The sequence below is a fragment of the Psychroflexus torquis ATCC 700755 genome (assembly GCF_000153485.2).
Classification (GTDB): domain Bacteria; phylum Bacteroidota; class Bacteroidia; order Flavobacteriales; family Flavobacteriaceae; genus Psychroflexus; species Psychroflexus torquis.
Map to the genome: position 1 here is coordinate 1,417,178 of NC_018721.1, position 24,340 is coordinate 1,441,517.

The window sequence follows — 24,340 nt, forward strand, 5'->3', positions numbered from 1 at the left end:
AAAAATCAATTCAATTTTGGAACCCGGCCCCTCGTGTCTCATCTTTTTTTCAGCAATAGAAATTATTGATGTAGTCAAAATCATACTTTTCTTTATACTCCTCATTGCATCCGCCCTTATTTCTGGGTCAGAAGTGGCTTTATTTTCATTAAAGCCATCAGATTTTGATGTGAAAGAAGGCAATGTGTCTAAACAAGAACAAATTATTATCGATTTGTTGGATAGACCCAAAAAGTTATTGGCTACAATTCTTATTGCTAATAATTTTATAAACATCTCTATAGTCTTGCTATATGCTTCTGTAAGTGATGCGTTTTATGGAGAATCAACTACTTTGTTTTTTGGGATTAGCCTCAGATTCATCATAGATGTAGGCGTAGTGACTTTCCTTATTTTGATGTTTGGAGAAATCTTACCTAAGGTATATGCCAATCGAAATAACATAGAATTTGCGCATTTCATGGCTTTGCCGCTAAGTATTCTAGACCGCTTACTTACTCCACTTAGTCTTCCAATGCGGTCAATTACCAATACCATACAAAGCAAGTTTGGTAAGCAAAGGACCAACCTAAGCGTAGATCAATTATCTCAAGCTCTAGAATTGACGAATGAGGAAGATACCTCCAAAGATGAAAAGAAAATCTTGCAGGGTATTGTTTCTTTTGGAAACACGGATACAAAGCAAGTCATGAAACCAAGACTAGACATTTTTGCATTGAATGTAGAGCAGCATTTCTCTGAAGTTATCGCTGAAATTATAGAACATGGTTACTCTAGAATTCCAGTGTATGAGGACAATGTAGATAATATTACAGGAATACTTTATATCAAAGACTTGTTGCCTCATCTTCAGCAAAAAGATTTCAACTGGCAGTCCTTGGTTAGAGAACCTTATTTTGTCCCAGAGAATAAAAAACTAGATGATTTATTAACAGACTTCCAAGAGCAAAAAAATCATTTAGCCATCGTCGTAGATGAATATGGAGGAACTAGTGGATTGATTTCTTTGGAAGATATTATAGAGGAAATTGTTGGAGACATCAGCGATGAGTTTGATGATGATGATGTTATTTATTCTAAAATAAACGATTCAACCTATGTTTTTGAAGGTAAAATACAACTAAAAGACCTTTATAAAATATTGAAGTTAAGCGATGTTAAAATTGATGAATTCGAACATAATAAAGGCGAAGCAGAAACACTTGCTGGGTTTGTACTGGAATCGTCAAAAGGCTTTCCAAAGAAAGAACAGCTAATCAAGTTCAATAACTTCGACTTTACTGTAGAAGCTTTAGATAGTAAGCGAATTGTTCAACTTAAAGTGAAAATTAACCCAGAAGAAACCGAATAAGATGAGCAAGTCAGTTTTAGTTTTACTCCTTGTCTTTATCGCATCTTGTAGGGAATCGCCACAACCAAAACCCTCTGGATTTTTAGCCTTAACTTACGAGACTTCAAGTTTTAAACAAGTAGAATTTGATTGCCCTTTCTCTTTTGAAAAAAATTCAGCAGCAGAAGTTGACATAAAAAATCCAAACCGGCCTTGTTGGATAAACTTGAACTATCCAAAAATGAACGCAAAAATCTATTTGACGTACTCCCCTGTCGATAATAATTTAAGAGAGTTACTTATAGACGCACAAAAATTACCAGAAAAACACACCATAAAAGCAGATCTCATCAAAGCAAGTATTTATCAAAATGAGAAAAACAAAACCTCGGGTAACTTTTATGAAGTAGAAGGCGATGCTGCTTCACAAGCTCAGTTTTATTTAACAGATAGTACGTCTCATTTTCTTACGGGAGCCATATACTTTGAGGCTAAACCCAATTATGACTCTATTCTTCCTGCAGCGCATTATCTTAAAAGAGATATAAGGCATTTAATGGAAACCTTGAAATGGAAATAAGAAGTTTCACCGCTTTTCAGGCTTTTTCTATTCAGTAAAAAAAATACAAAGCTTCTTTTGTATAAATTTACTTATATGAAGTGCACAGCAAAAATTTAAATTTATGATGAAATCAATAGTACTAGTTGTATTAACTTTAGTAACCCTAATCGGATGTAAAAAGGATACAGCCCAAAAGGAGAATACTGCTAAGAACGAAGAGCAAGCTATTTCCATAGAAAAGGAAATACCTGATTTTAGTATTACGCCAATCTCACATGCAACAGCAGTATTTACACTGAACTCTACAATTTTTTATATAGACCCTGTGGGTGGAAAAGAGGCTTTTGAGAATCAGCCAGAGCCCAGTATTATTTTGGTGACCGATATTCATGGGGACCACTTCAATCTAGAGACTTTAAAAGCTGTTTCAACTTCAGCAACAAAAATAGTTCTTCCAAAAGCAGTTGCAGATAGGATTGGTGGAGAGCTTTCTGGTCAATTGGTTATTTTAGGTAACGAAGAGTCAATAGACGTGAATGGATTTACTATTGAAGGAATAGCGATGTATAATCAAGGGGATGCAAGTGAAGTTTACCATGTAAAGGGGAGAGGAAATGGATACGTGGTCGAAAAAGACGGCTTTAGAGTCTATTTTTCTGGAGATACTGAAGATGTGGACGAAATGCGCAATTTAAAAGAGATCGACAAAGCTTTTATTTGTATGAATTTACCTTACACTATGGATGTAGAGTCAGCTTCAGAAGGTGTCCTAGCTTTTGAGCCTAAAGAAGTCTACCCTTACCATTATCGTGGCCAAGGTGGACTTTCTGATGTTGAAAGGTTTAAGGCTTTGGTCAATGCAAAAAATCCATCTATTAACGTAGAGCTATTGGACTGGTATCCACAAATGGATTAATAGTCTTTAGAAATTTACAAAAAACCAGCTTTTAAAAAGCTGGTTTTTTGTTTCCACTTAAAATACCCTCATTTTTTTAACCCGAATTTATTAATTGGATTCATATATAAAATACACTTTTGCAAAAAATATAAGATTTGAATTCAAATTATTTAAAGTGGATTTTTCTTTTCTCTTTAGCCTTACTTTGGGGAAGTTCGTTTATACTCATAAAGAAAGGTCTAGACGGTTTTTCTCCACTTCAGCTAACGGCTTTAAGGGTTTTAATTACGGGGATATTTCTTGCAATTATCGGTTTCAAAAAAGTTAAGCAAATCAAGAAAAGTCAGTGGAAATGGATTATTATTTCAGGGTTTATCGGCACTATGTTTCCGACCTTATTATTTTCTTATGCTGAAACTGAGATTGATAGTACTATCGCTTCTATTTTGAATTCTACAGTTCCTTTGCTAGCTCTTATTACAGGTGTTTTATTTTTCAGCAAGCAATTTTTTAAAAAACAATTCACTGGAGTGATAGTAGGCTTGGCAGGATCCGTTCTTCTTATTTTGGCAGGGGCCTCTTTAAACCCTAATCAAAATTACTGGTTTGGCGTCTTACCTGTGATTGCTTCTTTGATGTATGCCTTCAATGCTAACATTTTAAAAACTTACTTAGATGACATTTCTGCATTAGGTATAGCAACTGGATCCTTTTTAGTATTGATTCCGCCAGCGTTTGTAATTCTGATCTTTACCAATTTTTTCGATGTAGAGTTTTTAACTCAAGAGACAGTACAGACTTCCTTAGGCTATATTGTTTTATTAGCTTTATTTGGAACAGCGCTAGCCAAGATACTTTTCAATAGGTTAATTCAGCTTTCAGATCCTGTATTTTCTACATCAGTGACGTATCTTATTCCAGTCGTTGCTTTGTTTTGGGGATTTTTGGATGGAGAGAAATTCAACCTTTATCAGTTAGCAGCGGGAGTCGTTATCTTGTTTGGAGTTTATATTTCCAATCGCAAGAAAAAGCCGAAAAAGGATAAAGCTAAATCTGTAGAAGCTTAGTTTATTTCGCTTTTATACCAATTTAGTTTTTATGTGTTATATCAAAAATTTGAATTATACTACGACGTAACTCAGCACATATTTTTTACTTTGTTGAGGAAAAAAATATAGGCATAGCACTAGTTACAGTTCTATTTATATGACGATTATTAAGTGAAAAAGAAACTGATGTTATACCGCATTATAGGTTTAAATTGATATTATTTAAACTTTAAAACTGGCGATCGCCCTTTCTTAAACTCTTTCTTCCAAGCGAGTCTACCAGATCTCAATTTCTTTTGCTCTTCATAGGGTAAGTGAACAATATCTTGGCATACATCAGAACAACACCCATCCCTTTTCTTCGCACATTCCTCGCATTGAATAAATAAAAGATGGCAACCATCATTAGCACAATTCACATGGATATCACATGTTTTTCCACATTGATGGCACTTTGAAATCACATCTTCAGAGATTTTCTCACTTCGGCGATCGTCGAACACAAAATTTTTTCCAAAGAATTTATTGTCTAGGCTATTGTCTTTTACCTGCCTTGCATACTCTATAATTCCACCTTCTAATTGATAGACTTTTTTAAAGCCTTTGTGCTTGTAATAAGCACTAGCTTTCTCGCAGCGAATACCTCCTGTACAGTACATAACTAGGTTCTTATCTTCTTTATGATCTTTTAAATCTTCCTCTATAATATCAAGAGATTGTCTAAAGGTATCCACATCTGGAGTCACTGCATTTTTAAAATGGCCGATTTCACTTTCGTAATGATTTCTCATGTCTACCAAAACAGTGTTTGGATCTTCAATCAATTCATTGAATTTTTTGGCATCTACGTGAATTCCTTTGTCAGTGACATCAAAGGTTGAGTCGTTAAGCCCATCTGTTACTATTTTAGGCCTAACCTTGATTTTAAGTTTTAGGAATGATTTATCGTAGTGCTCTATAGCAATATTCAGACGAACATCTTTTAAGAAATCGATGCCGTCTAGTAAGTGTTTAAATTGATCAAAATTCTTAGCAGGCACAGAAAGTTGAGCATTTATACCCTCCTTTGCGATATTAATTCTACCTAAAACATCCAATGCATTCCAATTAATAAATAGGTGGTCTCGAAATTCCTTAGGGTTTTCAAGATGATGATACTTGTAGAAAGAAAGGGTGAAACGTTCTTCGCCAGCTTGTTCAATAAGCTCCTCCCTTTCTTTTGAACTTAGTTTATTATACAGTTGCATGCTAAACTGATGTTTTGGTTAAAAAAATAATTGTGAATGCAAAAGTAATTGTTTTGGATTTACAAAAGAAGCAGTCTTGAAACTAAGTCTTGTCTCCCTTATACCAAATTAGACCTATAATATCGCCATAAATCGTTTTACCGATACGAATTCGGCACAGGCTTTTTCGCCTGCTTTTTATCAAAACGAATTACCTTAGCTGTGGCTATGCTAATTAGTTTTAATTTCAATCCATCAAAAAACCTGTGCTGAGCTACGCCGTAGTATAATTCAATTTATTCATACGGCATTATAAATATAATTTGGTATTACTTGTTTAGGAGTCTAAAATTAAATTGACTTCCAAATTATTTTTAATTCTGAAATAAACCTGTCTGATTGAAGCATTCAGTAAGGTTCAAAAGGACACTTGGCGGCTTCTCAAAGCTAAATATCCTAGGCTAAAAAAGTGAGTTTAATCTGGAAATACAGCTATAAAGAGTTCAGAGGAAAGTTCAGCAACCTGTTGTTGTAGGCTTTTAACTGATATTTTTCCAATTTTATACTGAAGGTTCTTTTGGGTTCCACAAAGAATTTCTGTTTTAAATTTTATAGGCTGTAGGTCTTCGCGATGGTATGAAGACAGATAAACCTTAACAAGCTTTTCACTATTAAATTCAGCAGGGTTTTGACTGGCTTTAGAATAGCCATAGGAGTAATCTTCAAATAGTGAAACTAAGTCGGAAAGGACAGCGCTTGCTGTTGGAATACTACCTGCACCCTTCCCCTTTAAAAGGTGTTCATGAGCAAATTCAGCATTGACTTGGACTGCATTATTTTCAAAGTCTACAGAAGTTAATGCTTCGGTTGTTGGTATAAATTGCGGTGCAACGTATGTCGTTAATCCTTTATCATCTAGGTTAGAATGGCCAATTAATTTTATGCTGAAATTCTTCTCTTTTGCAAATTCAATGTCCTCTGGTTTTACATATCTTATACCAAGGTTTAAAATTTCTTCAGGTGTATTCAACACTCCAAAAGCATGGTAATTACTTATGATAAGCTTAAACTTGGAATCCCATCCGTCTATATCCAAGGTAGGGTCCGATTCTGCAAAACCATGTTTTTGAGCATCTGTGATAATGTTTTTAAAAGGTTGCGGTTTCTGAAATAAGCGGGTAAGCACATAATTACTCGTACCATTGCTTATGACTTTTAAGGATTTTAAATTGTCGTAAGCAAAAGACGTTTCCAAAGTCCTTAAAACAGGAATACTCCCACAAACTGAAGCTTCGTAAAGTAAACTTACACCTTGGTTTTGAGCAAGACTAACGAGCTCTTTAAAATGATTAGCCAGCATTTTCTTGTTGGCAGTGACCACATGTTTTTTACTCTTTAAGGCCTCTTTTACGATATGGTAGGCTGCTTCAGCATCGTCAATTAGCTCAAGCACGACATTGATTGAATCATCTTTCAAAATGTCTTCAGCCTTATAGCTCAATAATGAAGAGTCTATAGACCTAGGTTTATTTGGGTTTTTAACGACGATGGTTTTAAGATGAATCTTCGAAATGGACTTTCTCTTTAAGACGTGGTAAATTCCTGAACCTACACTCCCAAACCCAAAAAGTCCAATAGTTATTTGTTGTGGCATTGGTTATAGTTTAAAATGTTTGTGTACTAATGATTTTATCTTTTCTACTTCAATCAAAAATCCGTCATGGCCGTAGATAGAGTCAATAATTTCTAGTTTTCCTTTCGGGATATATTGAGCCAAGAATCTTTGCTCTTCCACAGGAAATAAAAGATCACTTTGGACAGCTATGACCAAAGTTTCAGCTTTAATTTTTGCTAGAGCTTTTTTACAATCACCTCTGTTTCTCCCAACATTATGGCTGTCCATAGCTTTGGATAAATACCAATAACACTTAGCATTAAATCGCTTCGAAAGTTTTTCTCCTTGATATTTCTGATAAGTGGAAGCTCTAAAATGATCTGCTGTATGTTCTTGGTCTACTTGAGTATGTCTATAGGTGTTATAATTTCTATAACTTAATAAGGCTATAGCTCTTGCAGCCTCAAGACCTTTTTTACCAGAATTTGTTTCCTTTTTATAAAAAGTAGAATCAGCTTCTATAGCCATACGTTGAGTTTCATTTAAGGCGATTCCCCAAGAGGAATGCTTTGCATTAGTTGCTAATAGAATTAGATTTTTAATTTTATCTGGCTTTTCGATGGCCCATTCCATAGCCTGCATTCCACCCATGGAACCTCCAATCAGAAATTGTATGTGTTCAATTTCCAAGGCTTCACTCAATAGCTCCAGACTTTTAGTGACGTCTCTTATGCTAAATAGAGGAAAATTTAATCCATAGACTTCTCCTGTTTCTGGATTAATACTTTTAGGGTTGGTACTTCCATAGCAAGAACCGATAATATTGGCGCACACTATAAAATACTTTTCCGTATCAATTCCTTTTTCATTTCCAATAAGACCCCTCCACCAGTCTTCTGGTTGCGCATTTGCCGTTAACGCATGACAGACCCAAATAACGTTGGACTTTTCTTTGTTTAGTTTCCCGAGGGTGCTGTAAGAGACTTCAAGTTCCGGAAGGACTTCACCGTTTTCCAATTGAAAGGGGTCTTGGTATTTAAAAATTTCAGGCATGAACTTCTTCCTTATAAGATGATTTATGGATATGGTAATGAATAGGCGTTTCGTTACTCAAGTTATCGTTGATAGGGCATCTTTTCTTTACGTTTTTCAAAAGGAAGTCGATACTCTCTTGAGTTGCATTGGTCACAAAGTTTATATCTACATCCAAAGATTGGAAACCTGCTCTGGTCTCGTCGCTATGACCTAAAAATTTTGCAGCATCTATATTTCCGTTGATGTTGATTTTCATGTCATAAATCTTTACACCAAGTTCTTTGGCGACTAGATTTATAACAACATTGAGGCATCCTGCGTAGCCTGCTAATAAATATTCTACAGGGTTTGAAGCTAAATCTTGCCCGCCTAGTTCATGAGGTTCATCTACAAGAAAGTTGAACTGTCTTGAACGTCCTTGGTATAGTGTTGCGTTGATACTAGACCCGTTGATTGAAAAATTTGAAATACTCATAGTTTTAGATGTTATAGGTTAGACAAGGCTTGGTCTAAGTCGTTAATGATATCGTCTATATGTTCTATGCCTACAGATATTCGGAGGAGTCCTGGAAAGACACCAGATGCTTTTTGCTCTTCTTCATCTAGCTGTTGGTGTGTGGTAGATGCCGGATGAATTATTAATGTTTTAGCATCTCCAACGTTGGCAGTATGGATAATCAACTGAAGAGAATCTACCAGTTGGTCTGCTTCTTCTAAAGTGCCTTTAAGTTTGAAAGACAAAACAGCTCCAAAACCTCTTTGTAAATATTTTTTGGCATTTTCATGATAGGGAGAACTTTCTAAACCAGGATAATTGACATAATCCACTTTTGGATGTTCATTGAGATAATGAGCAAGTTTTAAGGCATTATCAGAATGTCGCTCGATTCTTAGAGATAAAGTTTCTAAGCCTTGAAGCAGAAGAAAGGAGTTGAAAGGACTTATTGCTTGTCCAAAATCCCGTAGGCTTTCCACTCTCGCTTTGATGGCAAAAGCAACATTTGGCAGACCAAGTTCATTACCTTCACCAAAAACTTCCCAAAATTTAAGTCCGTGGTAACTTTCAGAAGGCTCTGTAAACCCAAGAAATTTTCCATTGGCCCAATTGAAGTTACCTGCATCAACAAGTATTCCTCCAATACTGTTTCCATGCCCACCAATCCATTTGGTTGCTGAACTAGTCACGATATTAGCACCGTGTTTTATAGGCTGTGCAATAGCGCCTCCAGCTCCAAAGGTATTATCAACAATAAGAGGGATTTGGTGTTTCTGTGCGATCTGAGCTATAGCTTCAAAATCTGGAATGTTGAATTCTGGATTGCCTATAGTTTCAAGATAGATCGCTTTTGTTTTATCATCGATAAGGGCTTCAAACGAGCTAGGCTCATCACCATTGGCAAACCGAGCATCGATACCTAGCTTCTTAAAGGTGACATTGAATTGATTGAAAGTTCCTCCATAAACATAAGAAGTAGAGACGAAATTTTCACCGGTTTGTAAGATGGTAATCAGTGCTAGAAATTGAGCGGCAATTCCAGATGAAGTCGCTACTGCAGACACGCCACCTTCCAATGCGGCTACGCGTTTTTCAAAAACGTCTGTAGTGGGATTCATAATCCTTGTGTAAATATTCCCAAATTCCTTTAACCCAAAAAGCCTTGCAGCGTGCTTTGAATTTTGAAATTGATAAGAGGAAGTTTGATGAATTGGCACGGCTATAGAACCTGTAGTTGGATCTGCTTGTTGACCTGCATGAAGTTGTAAACTTTCAAATTTTAATGATGTAGACATAAATAAACGTTTATAATTTTTAAAATGGGAATGCTCATTTGGCCTCCAGAATTGAAAGCACTGAGCTTGATTAGGAATCGTAGAAAGCCTATGCGCACATAGAAACAATACATGGCATAGGCTTAAGCATTCGCATATAAAGCAAGCTTAAAATACCTGATAAAATGCAGTGCGACGTACTATTCAAATTGAATAGAAAATGTAAAGTTGTTTTGGGAAAAGAGTAATTCATTTTTTTTAATTTATATGTCCCTTGTCGGGCAGGAATTAGCACCTTTCAACACTTTGTTGAGGTTGCCGAGGGTCGCGGAGCCTGTCTCTCGCCTCTTCTTTATAAATCACACACCAGTTAGTGGTCAATGATATAGCAAATATAAAATAGGATTTTTGTTCTACCTATTCAAAAAAAGCCTAATACGTTAAAAATAAGTTAATAATATTGCGGGGGTTTCTTCAATGAAAAAAGCCCTGAATTTCAGGGCTTTTTTAAAATGTTGTCAAAAACAACAAAGTTTGGCTAATTCGTTGTTATACATTTTTATAATAGTCAAAATATAACAACGTCAGCCCCCATCGATTTTACAACTACACACGGTGGTAAATGAGAATGATACCCCGTGTACATTAGTTATAGATGTTTTAATTAGAAATTTCAAATTCTATCTTTACCATTTAGATACACAATAAACGAATGGTTGCGTGAATAACAACAATATTAAAAAGAAATACTATTTTTACAAAAACGAATTCAAATAAAAAACATGGCAAAAGAGAATAGCGAGAAAGATGCAAAGTTGAAAGCCCTTCAATTGACTTTAGACAAGCTAGACAAGACTTACGGTAAGGGAACAGTGATGAAGATGAGTGACCAAGCTGTTCAAGATATAGAGGCGATTTCTTCCGGCTCTTTAGGTCTGAATTTGGCTTTGGGTGTTGGAGGTTATCCTAGGGGAAGAGTTGTTGAAATATATGGACCAGAATCATCAGGAAAAACAACTTTGGCACTGCACGCCATTGCAGAAGCTCAAAAAGCAGGAGGTATTGCTGCATTTATTGATGCAGAACATGCCTTTGACAGAACCTATGCAAAGAATTTAAACATTGATATTGATAACCTAATTATCTCTCAACCAGACCACGGTGAGCAAGCTTTAGAGATTACTGAAAACTTAATCCGTTCAGGAGCGATAGATATTATTGTTATTGACTCTGTTGCAGCTTTGACTCCAAAAAGTGAAATAGAAGGAGAGATGGGAGATTCCAAAATGGGCCTTCATGCAAGATTGATGTCTCAGGCATTAAGGAAAATGACCTCTACAATTAGCAAAACCAATTGTACGGTGATCTTCATTAACCAATTGAGGGAGAAAATTGGGGTAATGTTTGGGAATCCAGAAACAACTACAGGGGGTAATGCACTTAAATTTTATGCTTCTGTAAGGTTGGATATAAGACGATCTACTCAAATTAAAAATTCCAATAGTGATGTTTTGGGAAACAAAACCCGTGTGAAGGTGGTAAAAAACAAAGTGGCTCCACCTTTCAAAATGGCAGAATTTGATATCATGTATGGAACTGGGGTTTCAAAGATAGGTGAGATCATAGACATTGGTGTTGATTATGAAATTATCAAGAAAGCGGGGTCTTGGTTTAGCTATGAAGAGACAAAGCTAGGGCAAGGTAGAGATGCAGTAAAAACATTACTTCTCGATAACCCTGAGCTTATGGAAGAATTAGAAGTGAAGATTATAAAAGCCATTAAGGTGGCCAAAGAAGTTAATTAAATTCAAGCTTTGATAAAAAGATTTGTGAAAAAACCGGGTTTTAAGCCTCGGTTTTTTTTGTGCTATAAGTTTATTATATTTAACCACGCAACCTTTATGTAAATAGATCGTCTATTAATAAACAATTATTAATGAAATTACAAAGCATAATTCTTATTGTCTTAATTTTTAGCACGGTTGTATTGATGGGCTGTGATGTAGAAGGTAATAGTTTTTTTCAAAGTACTCAAGTCTCTCCTGTTTTAAGTGTTAATGTACCCGACACGATGGTTATTGGGGAATCTTATTCTCTAGAGGTTACTTACCAAAAGGACTCTGACTGCCACATCTTTTCAAACTTTGAAGTTCAACCACAAGGGGATAGTTTGGTTTTCGTTAGAGCGATTACATTATTTACACAAGCCTCAAATTGTAGCCAAGATGCGTTAGCTGAATTAAAAGGACTGGAATTTGACAATACATTTGAAACTAATTTCATTTTTAAATTTTTAAAGGATGTTGATAATGAGGGTGATCCTGTTTATATAGATAAAGAAGTTATTGTTATAGAATAAATGGAGTTAAAAAAACTAATAAAGCGCTGTAAAGAACAGGATATCTCGTCACAAAAACTTTTGTATGAGATGTTCTCAAGTGTGCTATTTAGTATTTCATTAAAATATTCAAGAAATTATGCAGAGGCAGAAGATAATCTTCAAGATGCCTTTATTCAAATTTTCGAAAAGATACATCAGTTTGAACATAAGGGATCCTTTGAAGGGTGGTTAAAACGGATTACGGTTAATATTTGCTTGCAACGCTATAGAAGTCAGAAGGTTTTTGAACTTGTAAATGAGGATGCTTTACAAGCAGATGACGCTTATATAGTTGATGAAGACTACTCTCTATCTTTTCTGTTGAACTGTATCCAAAATTTACCAAACCGATATAGACTTGTATTTAACCTATATGTCCTTGATGGATTTTCGCATAATGAAATTGCATTAAAACTCAAGATATCGGAAGGCACCTCAAAATCTAACCTTTCTAGAGCCAAAGATATTTTACGTAAAAAAATAAACGCAATCAACGAAGAAGGAATGTATTCTTATAAAATTGATAATTAAGTTATGAGACCTTCAAAACATATCGACCGACTGTTTCAAGAAAGTTTTAAAGACTTTCAAGAATCTCCTTCTCCAAAAGTTTGGAAGGGTATTGAGAAAAAACTGTCTGAAAAAAAACGCAGAAATAAAATTATTCCATTTTGGTGGAGAGCGGCTTCCATTGCAGCAATGCTTACTTTGTTTTTTTCGATAGGGTTTTTCTATCAGAATAAAATTAATACGCAAAAACCTATTTTGACGACTAGATCGCTCGAAAATCTAAAGATAGGAGGAACAGGTTTGTTGGAAACTCTCACAAAACAGGAGTATGGTTTTAGCTCGGTCAACAATCGGTTAACAAAATATGAGAATAATTTAGAATCACTTTTTACTTTCCAAACCATTATAGAAATTGAAGAAACGGTAAAAGAGGTTGAGCAAAACAAATTGAATTCTTCAAGGTTGGCTCAAACTTCAGTTAATGCTAATAGTATGCCTTTTACATCGTTAGTATCTAATTCAATGTCAAATTTTGAAGTCTCTAAAACCATAGCAAATGAGACGTTAAAGTCTGAAAATAGAAAGAAAAAGTCCATATTTGATGTCATAAAAGAGCAAAATAAAAACATTGTTATAGAAGAAACAAAACTCCCTCATCAATGGGAGATTCAACCAAATATTGCTCCAGTATTCATGAATTCATTTAATGGAGGAAATGCTATAAATGAGGAGTTACAAGGAAAAACCAGCAGCAATGCAAATGTATCTTATGGTATAAACGTAGCTTATGCTATTAACAGAAAGGTTAAAATAAGAGCGGGAGTTAACCAAGTTGCCATGGGGTATAATACTCAGAATGTTATTTTATCTACTACTTCCTCTTCCTTTAGAGATCAAGGGGTTCAGTCGGATAACTTTGTCTCTAAAGCTTCTATAGGGAATGTTTCGTTTATCAATGGAAATTCAAGAACTAATCCCTCAAACCAAGCGTCCTCTAACTTCCCAAGACCTTCTTCTGGATTCAGTTCGACTGGAAGACTAAGCCATGAGTTAGGGTTTTTAGAGGTTCCCTTAGAAATAGAATACGCCTTATTAGATTCAAAACTTGGGATTCATATTTTAGGAGGTGGTAGTACATTTCTGCTCAATAACAATGAAATCTTTTTTGAAGAAGGTGGAACATCCTCAAACATCGGTGAAGCAGATAATCTTAACGACTTTAGTTTTAGTGCTAATTTTGGAATTGGGTTTGACTATTCTATTTCAAAAAAATTATCTCTCAATTTAGAACCAAAACTTATGTATCAGATCAACACCTTCCAAAGTAATACAACAGATTTTCAGCCTTATTTTTTCGGAGTATATTCAGGCATAAAACTGAAGTTTTAAGTTAATAAAGCAGTCTTATTGGAAAACTTTTTAGAGCAATGTTAATTATGTTAGTAAAAAAATTAACTTTGTTTATATGAAGGTTGAAAACTATATAAAGCAATTACTTTACAGGTACGAATGCGTTATTGTTCCTGGTTTCGGGGCGTTTGTAACTCAAAAGAGATCATCGGTTTACGATGACGAAGGGCATAGATTTACGCCTCCTTCCAATCATGTTACTTTTAATAAAGCTATACAGAACCAAGATGGGCTTTTAGCAGAAACAATTGCTAAAGCTGAATCTATGGACTTTGAGAGTGCAAAGTTTAAAATTAAGCTTTTTGTGGATGATTTTTTAACTGCTTTGTACCAAGACAAAACCCTTAAGCTATCTAAATTAGGGATATTTTCCTTAGACACAGAATTTAAGATTTCCTTCGAACCTGAGGAAACTGAAAATTATTTTGTAGACTCTTTTGGGTTGGAGGCTTTCGGTTTAATAGGCTTGGCAAAATCTGAATTAAGTTTAGATAAAGCTGAAAAAGAGGATCCTTCTGAACTCACGCTAGCAGAGTTAACTTCAGAAGAAAAACACATTTCAAAAACAAAACTATATTTTAAGTATGCAGCCATAGGAATTCTAGCTATAGGCTTGGCGAGTTTTATTGGTTTGTACCAATACAACGACTATGTGATTTCGCATAACTATACCGAATCTCAAAAGGCTGAAACTCTCTTACAGGAAAGAATACAAGCCGCTGAATTTAATTTTACGCTTTCCAATTTAGACCTAGAAACCAATAGGGTAGAAACTATCTTACCCAAATACCATATCATAGCCGGAGCGTTTAGAGTTAAAGCTAATGCTGAACGGAAAGTTAAGCTTTTACAACAAGAAGGCTATTCTGCTACATTGATTGGTAAGAACGCTTATGGATTACATCAAGTGGCCTTTGCGAGTTATTCCGATCAGGAATCGGCTTTAAATTCTCTTGAAAAGATAAAATCCATAGAGAATCCAAATGCTTGGCTATTTGTTAAGCAACTTTAAGATTCCATTTACACTACAAACCTTATCTTTGCAAAAAAGTAGTAATGGAAGTTAAATATCCTGAAGATTCAAAGACTATACTAACCGATTTGGTTTTACCTAGTGAAACCAATCCACTCAACAACTTGTTTGGTGGAGAGTTGTTAGCTAGGATGGATCGAGCAGCAAGTATTGCGGCAAGGAGGCATTCTAGGCGTATAGTGGTGACAGCATCTGTTAATCACGTTGCATTTAACAAAGCCATTCCTTTAGGTAGTGTTGTGACTGTTGAAGCTAAAGTCACTAGAAGTTTCAAAACGTCTATGGAGATTTTTCTAGATGTATGGATAGAAGATAGAGAAAGCGGTAAGCGCTCTAAAGCTAACGAAGCCATTTATACCTTTGTTGCTGTGGATGATACTGGCAACCCAGTTCAAGTCCCAAGGCTGGAGCCGCAAACAGAACTCGAAAAAGAGAGATATGATGCCGCCCTTAGGCGTAAACAACTTAGCTTAGTCCTAGCTGGTAAAATGAAACCAAAAGACGCTACCGAATTAAAAGCCTTATTTGAAAACGATAAATAAATAATATGTACCAAGCTTTACAAACTGTTCATTCATACTGGGCTTATCTAGTCCTTTTAGTACTTACCCTCGCTACCTTCAACGCTATTATTAAGACGTTAGGGAAAAAATATTTTGGGCCTCCAGATTTTAGAATTTCACTTTTTACATTGATTGTGTCTCACATTCAACTGCTTATAGGTCTTATAATTTATTTTGTAAGTCCTTACTTCTCCGCTTTTTCTGAAGTAGGTATGAAAGGGGTTATGGCAGATAGTGTGTTGAGATTGTATCTCATTGAGCACCCTTTAACTATGATAATTGCTATTATTCTTATAACAGCAGGCTATAGCAAACACAAAAAGAAATTAGCTTCCAATAAGAAATTTAGGACGATTGCAATTTTTTATGCCTTAGCCCTATTGTTGATACTTTCTAGGATACCCTGGAATGCTTGGTTCTAAACTTTACTAGTTAATACCAATTTATAATTCAAATGTCGTATAAAATTAGTTTCTTTTTCACTTACTAATCGTCATAAAATAGAACCGTAACTATTGCTATGCTTATATTTTTTCCCTCAACTAAGTAAAAAACCTGTGCTGAGCTACGTCGTAGTATAATTCAAATCTTTAATGCATCCTTTAAAAACTAAATTGGTATAAGTCGTATGTTTTATTAAATAGGGCTTGCTGATTTTCTTATAATTATAATCTATTAAATTAAGCATCAGTGTTTTATACAATTGAACTTTTACTAGCAAAAGTTAGAAGGCTATTTTAAAAAAAAAGAATTATAAGTACAATTTAAATTAATGTTTTTAAATAATACCAAATTATATTTATAATGCCGTATGAATAAATTGAATTATTTTTTGATTGATTGAAATCAAAAATAACTAGCATAGCCTTAGCTACGGTAATTATTTTTGATGAAAAGCAGGCGAAAAAGAAACGATTTATTGCGTCATTATAGGTCTAATTTGGTATAAGTTAATGCTGATATATACATTATAAAAAAAGCCCTTTAAATATGATTTAAAGGGCTTTTTTTAATGAAATGATTACTTAGTTATGCTTCAAACGGTTGAATATGAACAAAAGATTTATCATTTTTTGTTTTCTTGAAATGTACGATTCCATCAACTCTAGCATGTAATGTATGGTCTTTTCCAGCATATACATTATCACCAGGATTATGAGCAGTACCTCTTTGTCTCAAGATAATATTACCTGAGATAGCAGGCTGTCCACCAAAAATCTTGACGCCTAGACGTTTTGATTGTGATTCTCTTCCGTTTTTTGAACTTCCAACACCTTTCTTATGTGCCATGATGTTTAATTTTTAAGTTTAATTTACTTTTTACTTAATAACTCAATGAGTTCTGCTTTTTTCAAAGCAGAGTATCCTTCTAAGCCTTTTTCTTTAGCCATTTCTTTTAGTTCAGCAACAGTGTGCTCACTAAAGTCTGGATTAGCTTCATTGGCCTCAACTTTCTTCTCCTCTTTTTTAGGTGAAGCAGTGACATTCTTTTTTCCTCCAGAAACAGAAATACCTTCGATGTGAATTTCAGTAAGATACTGGCGATGGCCATTTTTCTTACGGTATCCTTTTCTTCTTTTCTTTTTAAAGACAATAACTTTGTCTCCTTTCAAGTGCTTGACGACTTTAGCGTCAACAGAAGCACCATCTATAGCTGGGGCGCCAAGAGTAATGTTGTCTCCGTCTGAATGTAAAAGAACTTTATCGAAAGATACGTTAGTACCTTCATCTTCTTTTAAACGGTGGACAAACACTTTCTGATCTTTCGCAACTTTAAATTGCTGCCCTGCTATCTCTACAATTGCATACATAGTGTTTATTTGTTTAGTTTTACTAAAAATAGTTTGCAAATATAGTACTTTAAAAATAAACGAGCAATAAAAATAACCGAAGCCTTAATTACTCTTTAATCTTGTTTTTAAAGAGTTGCATAAAGGAAAGAGTTAAGACTATAGTAGTTGCTAAGCCTGATAAAAGTACTGTAAAAGCAAAAACACCAACACCGGTATTGTAAGAATTAAAAAAATTCTCTGCAATTTTACTTATAAAGTCAGGGTCAACTTCAGTAGCATAAACAGCCATAAAAAACGTAAAAATAATAGTCGCCAAAAACCCAGTGACAATCCCAGCTTGAAAACCAGTGGTGTAATTGTATTCGGATTTCTTCTCTATTCTTTTATAACGGATGGACTCAAAAATAGCAAAACCAGTAATAACTCCATTAAATATACTAAATAAAGGATTAATATGGAGGTTGAACAATGACAGCACTAAGAAATAAGCAATTAATGACGAAGTCAACGCTATGCCAAATCTTACGGATAATACAAATCGATTCATGAATATGTTTTATCTGCTAATATATTAAAATTACTTGTAGATAGGAATTTACTGTTAAATTGATAAAGTCTTAAGGATTTATTAATTAGTTCATAAATCCTCAATGTTGTAACTTTTTGTCTATTTTTATACCAACTATTTATAACCAAAACAATAAAAAAATGACTAAAACTATTATGTTATCTTTTTTTGTATTTTTCATCACTTTAGCCCACGCACAAAAGGTTGAATTTACAGAATATGATTTAGACAACGGTTTAAATGTTATCTTACATCAAGATAATACCGCCCCAGTAGTAACCGTAGGAGTTATGTACCATGTGGGTGCAAAAGATGAGCAACCAGGTCGAACAGGATTCGCTCACTTTTTTGAACATTTACTTTTTGAGGGTACAGAAAATATTGAGAGAGGAGAATGGTTTAATGTAGTTTCTGCCAATGGAGGCAGTAATAATGCCAACACTACTCAAGACAGAACTTATTACTACGAAACCTTTCCTTCTAATGCTTTGGAGCTTGGGTTATGGATGGAATCTGAACGCATGCTTCACCCTGTCATTAATAAAATAGGTGTAGATACTCAAAATGAAGTTGTAAAAGAGGAAAAAAGATCAAGAATTGATAACTCACCTTATGGAAGAGTTATTTACTCTACGGGAATCAATCCTTACATGTTCGATAAGCACCCTTATAAAAATTCAGTTATTGGAACGATGGAAGATCTTGATGCAGCCGAGCTTGACGAATTCAAAGCCTTTTTCAACAAATATTATAATCCAAATAATGCTACTTTAGTAGTCGCAGGAGACATAGATGTTCCTAAAACTAAAAAAATGATCGAAGATTACTTTCAAACTATTCCTTCTGGAGATGAGGTAGAGAGAGTGAACATAACAGAAGATTTTATTGAAGAGAAAATAATAGCTACAGAGTACGATAGCAACATTCAGATTCCTTTAACCGCTTTGGTTTATAGAACTCCTTCTATGAAAAATAGAGAGGCATATGTGCTAGATATGATTTCATCTGTTTTAACAGACGGAAAAAGCTCAAGGATGTACAAAAGAATGGTAGATGAGGACAAAATTGCTCTCCAAGTTCTTGCTTTTGCTAGAAGCCAAGAAGATTATGGAACTTACCTAATAGGAGCTTTACCTCTAGGTGAAGTAGATTTATCTAAACTTAGGGATGTAATGGACGAAGAGATTGAGAAATTACAAACTGAATTAATTTCTAAAAGAGAGTATCAAAAACTTCAGAATAAATTTGAAAATAGATTTGTCAATTCTAATTCTAGTATCCAAGGTATAGCTTCTTCGTTAGCAACTTATCAAATGCTTTATGGAAATACTAATTTGATCAACGAAGAAATTGAAATTTATAGAAGTATTACCAGAGAGGAAATAAAAGAAGTGGCAAATAAATACTTGCAAGAAAACCAAAGACTTGAATTGGATTATTTACCAGAACCAACCGAATAAAACACAAACAAATGAAAAAGATATTTGCATTATTAATAATATGCTTAGTAAGCACCAGTATAACTGCTCAAATTGACAGATCACAAATGCCTAAATCTGGACCTGCACCAACAGTAAATATTGGTGAGCCAGAAACTTTCAGTTTAAGCAATGGCTTAAAAGTTCTAGTCGTTGAAAACGATAAGTTACCTCGGGTTTCCGCAAGCCTTATTATAGATAATACTCCTTTCACTGAAATGAAACCAGGAACTCAGGCTATGGTAGCCAGTTTGCTAGGAACAGGAACAGAGAAAACTAGCAAGGAAGAGTTTAATGAAGAAATTGACTTTTTGGGAGCCAACATAAGCTTTGGTTCAGAAAGTGCAACAGCAAGCTCATTATCCAAATTTTTTCCACGAGTAATGGAATTAATGGCTGAAGGTGCTTTAATTCCAAACTTCACTGAAGAAGAATTCGAAAGTGAAAAAAATAAACTCATGGAAGGATTAAAATCTGGCCAAAAGGATGTGGGAACAATAGCGAATAGACTAAGTACTAGTTTATCTTATGGTTCTGATCATCCTTATGGACAATATGTTTCTGTAGAGTCTGTGGAGGGAATTGTTCTTAAAGATGTCAAAAACGTCTATAGGAATTATTTTGTGCCAGAAAATGCTTATTTAGTCATCGTTGGGGATATTACCAAAAAGGATGCTAAAAAAATAGTAAAGAAAACGTTTGGTGATTGGAAAAAAGCTAAACCACCTAGTACTTCTATTCCTCCAGTAAAACCAGCACAGTATACTCAAATTGACTTTGTAGACATGCCCAATGCTGTACAAAGTGAGATTATAGCTCAAAATACAGTAGACCTAAAAAAGTCGGATCCAGACTATTTCCCAGTATTAGTTATGAATCAAATTTTAGGAGGAAGTTTTGGAAGTTACCTCAACATGAATTTAAGAGAAGACAAAGGCTATACTTATGGCGCAAGATCAAGCGTAGGCGCTAGTCGTTATGCTTCAAGATTCGTAGCCTCTGTAGGGGTCAGAAATGCTGTAACAGATTCTGCAGTTGTAGAAATCTTTAAAGAAGTAGACAGAATCAGAAATGAAGAAGTTGATGCAGGAAAGCTTGAGGATACAAAGAAAAAATTTGCAGGTTCTTTCGTTATGAGACTAGAGCAGCCCTCTACGGTTGCTAGTTATGCTTTGGATATTGAAACAGATAACTTGAGCAAAGATTTTTATGAGACCTACTTAGAAAAAATCAACGCAGTGACTCAAGAAGACATCAAAAGAGTGGCTAACAAGTATCTGAAAACTGATCAAATGCAAGTCGTTATCGCTGGAAAAGGATCTGAGGTGGTTGAAAATCTGGAAAAAATAGAATATAAGGGTAAAATTATTCCTGTCCTTTACTTCAATAAAGAAACTGAAAGGGTTGAAAAACCTGAATTTAAGAAAGAATTGCCTGAAGGCGTCACTGTAAGTTCAGTTTACGACAGCTATATAAAAGCTATAGGAGGAAATGATGTTGTTTCTAAATTTAATGACATGATGATGAAAGGGAATGCCTCTGTGCAAGGGATGAGTATCTCTTTTACCCGAAAACTGACCAAGGATGGAAAGATGCTAGAGCTTGTTCAAATGAATGGAAATACATTATCAAAACAAGTTTTTGATGGTAAAAAAGGCTTTACTGCTGCTCAAGGTCAAAAAACAGACTATACAGAGCAACAAGTAAAAGATGCTAAAATCATGTCTGGCTTATTTTCTGAACAAAAAGTTTCAGAGTCTGCAGAGCTTACTGGCATAGAGTCTTTAAATGGTGAAGATGCTTATGTAATCAGATTAACTGAAAACGTAAGAGAGTTTTACAGCGTAGATTCTGGGCTAAAACTAGCTACAGAAACTACAGCAGAACAGATGGGTCAAAAAATGACGTCTAAACTTATGTATAGCGATTATACAGATAAAAACGGAGTTATGGTTCCTATGATGTTAAGTCAAGATTTAGGACCACAAACTATTGACATTAAAATAGAAGAGGTGAAATTTAATGATGGAGTTACAGCTTCTGATTTCGAATAACCTCTTATCTTTTAAAATTAAAATCCCGCCAAACAGCGGGATTTTTTAGTTAAGATCGTAAAAGCTGAACAGCTTTTACGATAAGGCTTTCTACAGAGGTTTTACTCGAAACATAAACACGTTTGGAATGTTCTCTAGCCTGAGTTGCTGTCGTATTACCAATACAAATTAGATTAGAGTCTAATGAGGCATTCAACTTAAATAGGCTGTCTACACCAGAGGGACTAAAACATAAAACAGCATCAAAGGATCTATTGAACTGCTTAGGAATTAAGTGTGTCTTATACACGAAAAATTCCTTGAGATCGATACCCGATTCTCGAAACATGTCTGAGAGTTCTGGTCTGCGCTGTTGACTTCCAAAAAAAGTGAAAGAGTTCTTGTGATAATTAGTGAGGATTTTCTCGGCAAGTTCTTTGGTGTTGTTGGCTTTGGCTTCAACTAAAAAGCCATAATTTTTAAGGCTTAAGGCTGTTTTATCTCCTACACAATAGCATTTCTCGATGGAAAAGTGTTTTATCAATTCTACCGCTTTTTGGCTAGTAACAACAGCATGAGGATAGTGATATTTATACCTCTCCTGAGGAAGTTCCAATACTTCTATTTGGATAGCGTTATACTCAATAAGACTTAGGCCGGCATTAATTAATAAATTCTTTTGGGGTGGAGTTAATATTTTAGTAGAAAGAACAGAAGGCATATTATAAGATTTCACGAAGGCTTTTCATAAGTTTTCCCCCGCCTTGTTTTAAAACATGTTCTGCACAACGTTTACCAAAACCTTCAACATCGTCTATAGAGATCACTTCATGAATAGTAAACGTCTGCTTGCCGTCTAAGCTAAACAGCCCGGCTCGAAAATTAATTTCTCTATCTTTTATAGTGGCTAGAGCACCAATAGGAGCTGTACAACCTCCCTCGAGTGTTTTTAAAAATTCGCGTTCTACTCTTACAGCTAGGGCCGTATCTGTATGATTGAGTTTTTCTAAAGCTTTTCTACACACCGTATTATGTTCCATAGTAACGACAAGCATAGCCCCTTGAGCAGGGGCAGGAATCATCCAATCTAATTCTATGTGATTATCTGGCTTTAGATTAATACGCTCCAAACCTGCAGCTGCAAATATGGCTCCATTCCAATCGTGATTTTGAAGCTTTTGAAGGCGAGTATTTACATTACCTCGTAAATTTTCTACTTTGTGTTGAGGATATTTCCTCAGCCATTGTGCTTTTCTTCGTAAACTTCCGGTAGCAATAGTTCCTTTATTTTCCAAAAACGATAAGCCTTTGTGAAGAAGAATATCACTTGTATTGGCTCTTGGCAAAACAGCCCCCTGTACAACGCCTTTTGGAAGGGCTGTCGGTACATCTTTCATCGAGTGGACTGCTATGTCGATTTCTCCTTTTACAAGCGCTACATCAAGTGTTTTTGTAAAGATTCCAGTAATGCCCATTTCGTAAAGCGGTTGATCAAGATTGAGATCTCCAGTAGATTTTACGGGCTTAAGAATAGTGGAATATCCTTGATTTTCTAACAGTGTTTTAACTTTATGGGCTTGCCACATGGCTAACTCACTGTCGCGAGTACCTATAGATATAGTTTTTGACATGGTAGAGTTGAGTTATTTTGAATACGAAAGCAATAAAGAGTTAGTCGGAATCCAATTCAAATACTTTTTTAAGTAAAGCGATACTGTCTTCCGTGGAACCGTTAGCATTTCTGAGATGACTTGCAAAACTTCGAGTAATCTTGTGTATAACACGATCACTGATAATTTCAGCCTGCTCTTTATCGAATTTTAAATTCTTTTTACTTTGGTAATCTAGTTCTTCTTCCTTAAAATTATTAAATTTTTCTTTCAGTGCTTTGATGGTAGGTGCAAACTTTCGAGTGTCGAGCCATTCATCAAATTCAAATCTCACTTCTTTTATAATCGCTTCAGCTTCTGGAATATATTGTTTCCTTTTAGAAAGTGTTTCATCCGTAATTTGAGACAGATAATCCAAGTGGAGTAATTTTACATTGTCCATGCCTTTAACGTCTTCAGCAACATTTTTAGGAATAGAAAGATCTAGAACAAGAAGTTCTTTTTTGGGGTAGATCAATTCCTTTGTAATTGTTGGAGTTTGAGCACCTGTGGCAACAATAAGGATATCTGTAGATCTTATTTCTGACTGTAATTCTGAAAAATCTTTAACAATAAGGTTGAATTTACCTGCGATTTCTTCAGCCTTATCTTTCGTCCTATTAATTAAGGTGATATTCTTATTGCTGGTATGTTTAACTAGGTTTTCACACGTATTTCTACCGATTTTACCAGTCCCGAACAGCAATATCTTTTTGTCTGAAACACGACCAATATTGTCTAAAATATACTGTACTGAAGCAAAGGATACAGAAGTTGCTCCAGAGGATATTTTTGTTTCATTTTTGATTCTTCGACTTGCTTGTATGACTGAATTTACAAGACGCTCCATAAAATGGTTGACCATTCCTTGCTTTTTCGATAAAATAAAAGAAGATTTTATCTGACTTATAATTTCAAAATCACCAAGAATTTGACTATCTAAACCACTTCCGACTTTAAACATATGGTCTATCGCCAATTCGTTTTCGAGCACATACCCATTTTCAGAAAATGTTTCTTGATCCCCAAGGCTAAATTCACAAAGCAGATCGATCAAGATTTTTTCTTGATTTGCAAAGGCGTAGATCTCGGTTCTATTACAGGTGGATGAGGTGACTATAGATTCAAGACCAAGCGATTTAGCTTTGTGTAATAAAGCCTTTCTTTGATCTATATTGAGATTAAATTTTCCTCTAGTCTTAGCATCCGCTTTCTTATAGCTGATGCCTATGACATAAAAACTTATATGCTTAGAAACGTTGTATTTTTGCATTCTTTGTTCCAAAATTATGGAATACAAAATTATGGCATAAGTCTAGTTAAAAATAACGCTCAAAGTTCCTTTTTTGTCGTTTAATGTATTTTTCTTTGAAAACTGATAATTATCAGCTTTATTCAGTATTTTTGTAATGAATATGATGAATTGGAGAGGTTTTAA

24 protein-coding genes and 1 riboswitch are annotated in these 24,340 nt (G+C 34.8%); of the genes, 13 read left to right on the forward strand and 11 right to left on the reverse strand.

Features of this window, described 5'->3' with window-relative positions:
• Positions 1-16 precede the first annotated feature (16 nt).
• The 4 genes from P700755_RS06165 (at position 17) to P700755_RS06180 (ending at position 3,857) form a co-directional block, all read left to right on the forward strand.
• Positions 17-1,351: a gliding motility-associated protein GldE gene (locus P700755_RS06165; RefSeq protein WP_015023872.1), complete on the forward strand. Its 1,335-nt coding sequence runs from the start codon at positions 17-19 to the stop codon at positions 1,349-1,351.
• A gap of 1 nt (position 1,352) precedes the next feature.
• A complete protein-coding gene (gene gldD, locus P700755_RS06170; RefSeq protein WP_015023873.1) occupies positions 1,353-1,910 on the forward strand; it encodes a gliding motility lipoprotein GldD in 558 nt (185 codons plus the stop codon).
• A 103-nt stretch (positions 1,911-2,013) separates the two neighbouring features.
• The gene (locus P700755_RS06175; protein ID WP_015023874.1) at positions 2,014-2,808 is read left to right on the forward strand and encodes an MBL fold metallo-hydrolase; all 795 of its coding nucleotides are present in this window, start codon (positions 2,014-2,016) and stop codon (positions 2,806-2,808) included.
• 137 nt (positions 2,809-2,945) lie between these two features.
• Positions 2,946-3,857, forward strand: coding sequence for a DMT family transporter (locus P700755_RS06180; RefSeq protein ID WP_015023875.1), 912 nt, complete (start codon positions 2,946-2,948; stop codon positions 3,855-3,857).
• 200 nt (positions 3,858-4,057) lie between these two features.
• Here the strand turns inward: P700755_RS06180 and trhO are convergent, their stop codons facing one another.
• The 5 genes from trhO to P700755_RS06205 all read right to left on the reverse strand — a co-directional run bounded on the left by trhO (position 4,058) and on the right by P700755_RS06205 (position 9,506).
• Positions 4,058-5,086: an oxygen-dependent tRNA uridine(34) hydroxylase TrhO gene (gene trhO, locus P700755_RS06185; RefSeq protein WP_015023876.1), complete on the reverse strand. Its 1,029-nt coding sequence runs from the start codon at positions 5,084-5,086 to the stop codon at positions 4,058-4,060.
• 454 nt (positions 5,087-5,540) lie between these two features.
• Complete coding sequence (locus tag P700755_RS06190) at positions 5,541-6,719, reverse strand: homoserine dehydrogenase (protein WP_015023877.1); 1,179 nt, start codon at positions 6,717-6,719, stop codon at positions 5,541-5,543.
• 3 nt (positions 6,720-6,722) lie between these two features.
• Positions 6,723-7,733 carry a homoserine O-acetyltransferase MetX gene (gene metX / locus P700755_RS06195; RefSeq protein ID WP_015023878.1) on the reverse strand — a complete coding sequence of 337 codons (1,011 nt, stop codon included), beginning with the start codon at positions 7,731-7,733 and terminating at the stop codon, positions 6,723-6,725.
• The gene (locus P700755_RS06200; protein WP_015023879.1) at positions 7,726-8,190 is read right to left on the reverse strand and encodes an OsmC family protein; all 465 of its coding nucleotides are present in this window, start codon (positions 8,188-8,190) and stop codon (positions 7,726-7,728) included. The genes metX and P700755_RS06200 overlap by 8 nt, the downstream gene beginning before the upstream one ends.
• An 11-nt stretch (positions 8,191-8,201) precedes the next feature.
• A complete protein-coding gene (locus tag P700755_RS06205) occupies positions 8,202-9,506 on the reverse strand; it encodes an O-acetylhomoserine aminocarboxypropyltransferase/cysteine synthase family protein (protein ID WP_015023880.1) in 1,305 nt (434 codons plus the stop codon).
• Between the two features lie 239 nt (positions 9,507-9,745).
• Positions 9,746-9,846: riboswitch (SAM riboswitch) on the reverse strand.
• 421 nt (positions 9,847-10,267) lie between these two features.
• Here P700755_RS06205 and recA point away from each other — a divergent pair.
• The 7 genes from recA to P700755_RS06240 all read left to right on the forward strand — a co-directional run bounded on the left by recA (position 10,268) and on the right by P700755_RS06240 (position 15,803).
• Positions 10,268-11,290 carry a recombinase RecA gene (gene recA / locus P700755_RS06210; RefSeq protein ID WP_015023881.1) on the forward strand — a complete coding sequence of 341 codons (1,023 nt, stop codon included), beginning with the start codon at positions 10,268-10,270 and terminating at the stop codon, positions 11,288-11,290.
• Between the two features lie 131 nt (positions 11,291-11,421).
• A complete protein-coding gene (locus P700755_RS06215) occupies positions 11,422-11,844 on the forward strand; it encodes a hypothetical protein (protein WP_015023882.1) in 423 nt (140 codons plus the stop codon).
• A complete protein-coding gene (locus P700755_RS06220; protein WP_015023883.1) occupies positions 11,845-12,396 on the forward strand; it encodes an RNA polymerase sigma factor in 552 nt (183 codons plus the stop codon).
• A gap of 3 nt (positions 12,397-12,399) precedes the next feature.
• On the forward strand, positions 12,400-13,764 hold the full coding sequence (locus P700755_RS06225; protein WP_015023884.1) for an outer membrane beta-barrel protein: 1,365 nt from the start codon (positions 12,400-12,402) through the stop codon (positions 13,762-13,764).
• A gap of 76 nt (positions 13,765-13,840) precedes the next feature.
• Entirely contained in the window at positions 13,841-14,797 is a 957-nt protein-coding gene (locus tag P700755_RS06230) for an HU domain-containing protein (RefSeq protein ID WP_015023885.1), read from the forward strand.
• Positions 14,798-14,841: 44 nt separating this feature from the next.
• On the forward strand, positions 14,842-15,360 hold the full coding sequence (locus tag P700755_RS06235; RefSeq protein ID WP_015023886.1) for an acyl-CoA thioesterase: 519 nt from the start codon (positions 14,842-14,844) through the stop codon (positions 15,358-15,360).
• A gap of 5 nt (positions 15,361-15,365) precedes the next feature.
• Positions 15,366-15,803 carry a hypothetical protein gene (locus tag P700755_RS06240; RefSeq protein ID WP_015023887.1) on the forward strand — a complete coding sequence of 146 codons (438 nt, stop codon included), beginning with the start codon at positions 15,366-15,368 and terminating at the stop codon, positions 15,801-15,803.
• Positions 15,804-16,410: 607 nt separating this feature from the next.
• On the opposite strand, the gene rpmA is transcribed toward P700755_RS06240, so the two are convergent.
• The 3 genes from rpmA to P700755_RS06255 form a co-directional block, all read right to left on the reverse strand.
• Positions 16,411-16,671: a 50S ribosomal protein L27 gene (gene rpmA / locus P700755_RS06245; protein WP_015023888.1), complete on the reverse strand. Its 261-nt coding sequence runs from the start codon at positions 16,669-16,671 to the stop codon at positions 16,411-16,413.
• Positions 16,672-16,694: 23 nt separating this feature from the next.
• The gene (rplU, locus tag P700755_RS06250; protein WP_015023889.1) at positions 16,695-17,192 is read right to left on the reverse strand and encodes a 50S ribosomal protein L21; all 498 of its coding nucleotides are present in this window, start codon (positions 17,190-17,192) and stop codon (positions 16,695-16,697) included.
• An 88-nt stretch (positions 17,193-17,280) separates the two neighbouring features.
• Positions 17,281-17,721: a DUF4199 domain-containing protein gene (locus P700755_RS06255; protein ID WP_015023890.1), complete on the reverse strand. Its 441-nt coding sequence runs from the start codon at positions 17,719-17,721 to the stop codon at positions 17,281-17,283.
• A gap of 161 nt (positions 17,722-17,882) precedes the next feature.
• Here P700755_RS06255 and P700755_RS06260 point away from each other — a divergent pair, with 161 nt between their 5' ends.
• Together P700755_RS06260 and P700755_RS06265 are read left to right on the forward strand one after the other, a co-directional pair.
• A complete protein-coding gene (locus P700755_RS06260) occupies positions 17,883-19,202 on the forward strand; it encodes a M16 family metallopeptidase (RefSeq protein ID WP_041758176.1) in 1,320 nt (439 codons plus the stop codon).
• An 11-nt stretch (positions 19,203-19,213) separates the two neighbouring features.
• Positions 19,214-21,274, forward strand: coding sequence for a M16 family metallopeptidase (locus P700755_RS06265; RefSeq protein ID WP_015023892.1), 2,061 nt, complete (start codon positions 19,214-19,216; stop codon positions 21,272-21,274).
• Positions 21,275-21,323: 49 nt separating this feature from the next.
• On the opposite strand, the gene P700755_RS06270 is transcribed toward P700755_RS06265, so the two are convergent.
• Genes P700755_RS06270 through hemA form a run of 3 tightly spaced genes read right to left on the reverse strand, consistent with a single transcriptional unit; the run spans position 21,324 to position 24,175 of the window.
• Positions 21,324-21,974, reverse strand: a complete 651-nt coding sequence (locus tag P700755_RS06270) for a uroporphyrinogen-III synthase (RefSeq protein ID WP_015023893.1) — start codon at positions 21,972-21,974, stop codon at positions 21,324-21,326.
• Position 21,975: 1 nt separating this feature from the next.
• Entirely contained in the window at positions 21,976-22,884 is a 909-nt protein-coding gene (hemC, locus tag P700755_RS06275; protein WP_015023894.1) for a hydroxymethylbilane synthase, read from the reverse strand.
• Positions 22,885-22,924: 40 nt separating this feature from the next.
• A complete protein-coding gene (gene hemA, locus P700755_RS06280; protein WP_015023895.1) occupies positions 22,925-24,175 on the reverse strand; it encodes a glutamyl-tRNA reductase in 1,251 nt (416 codons plus the stop codon).
• Positions 24,176-24,340 lie beyond the last annotated feature (165 nt).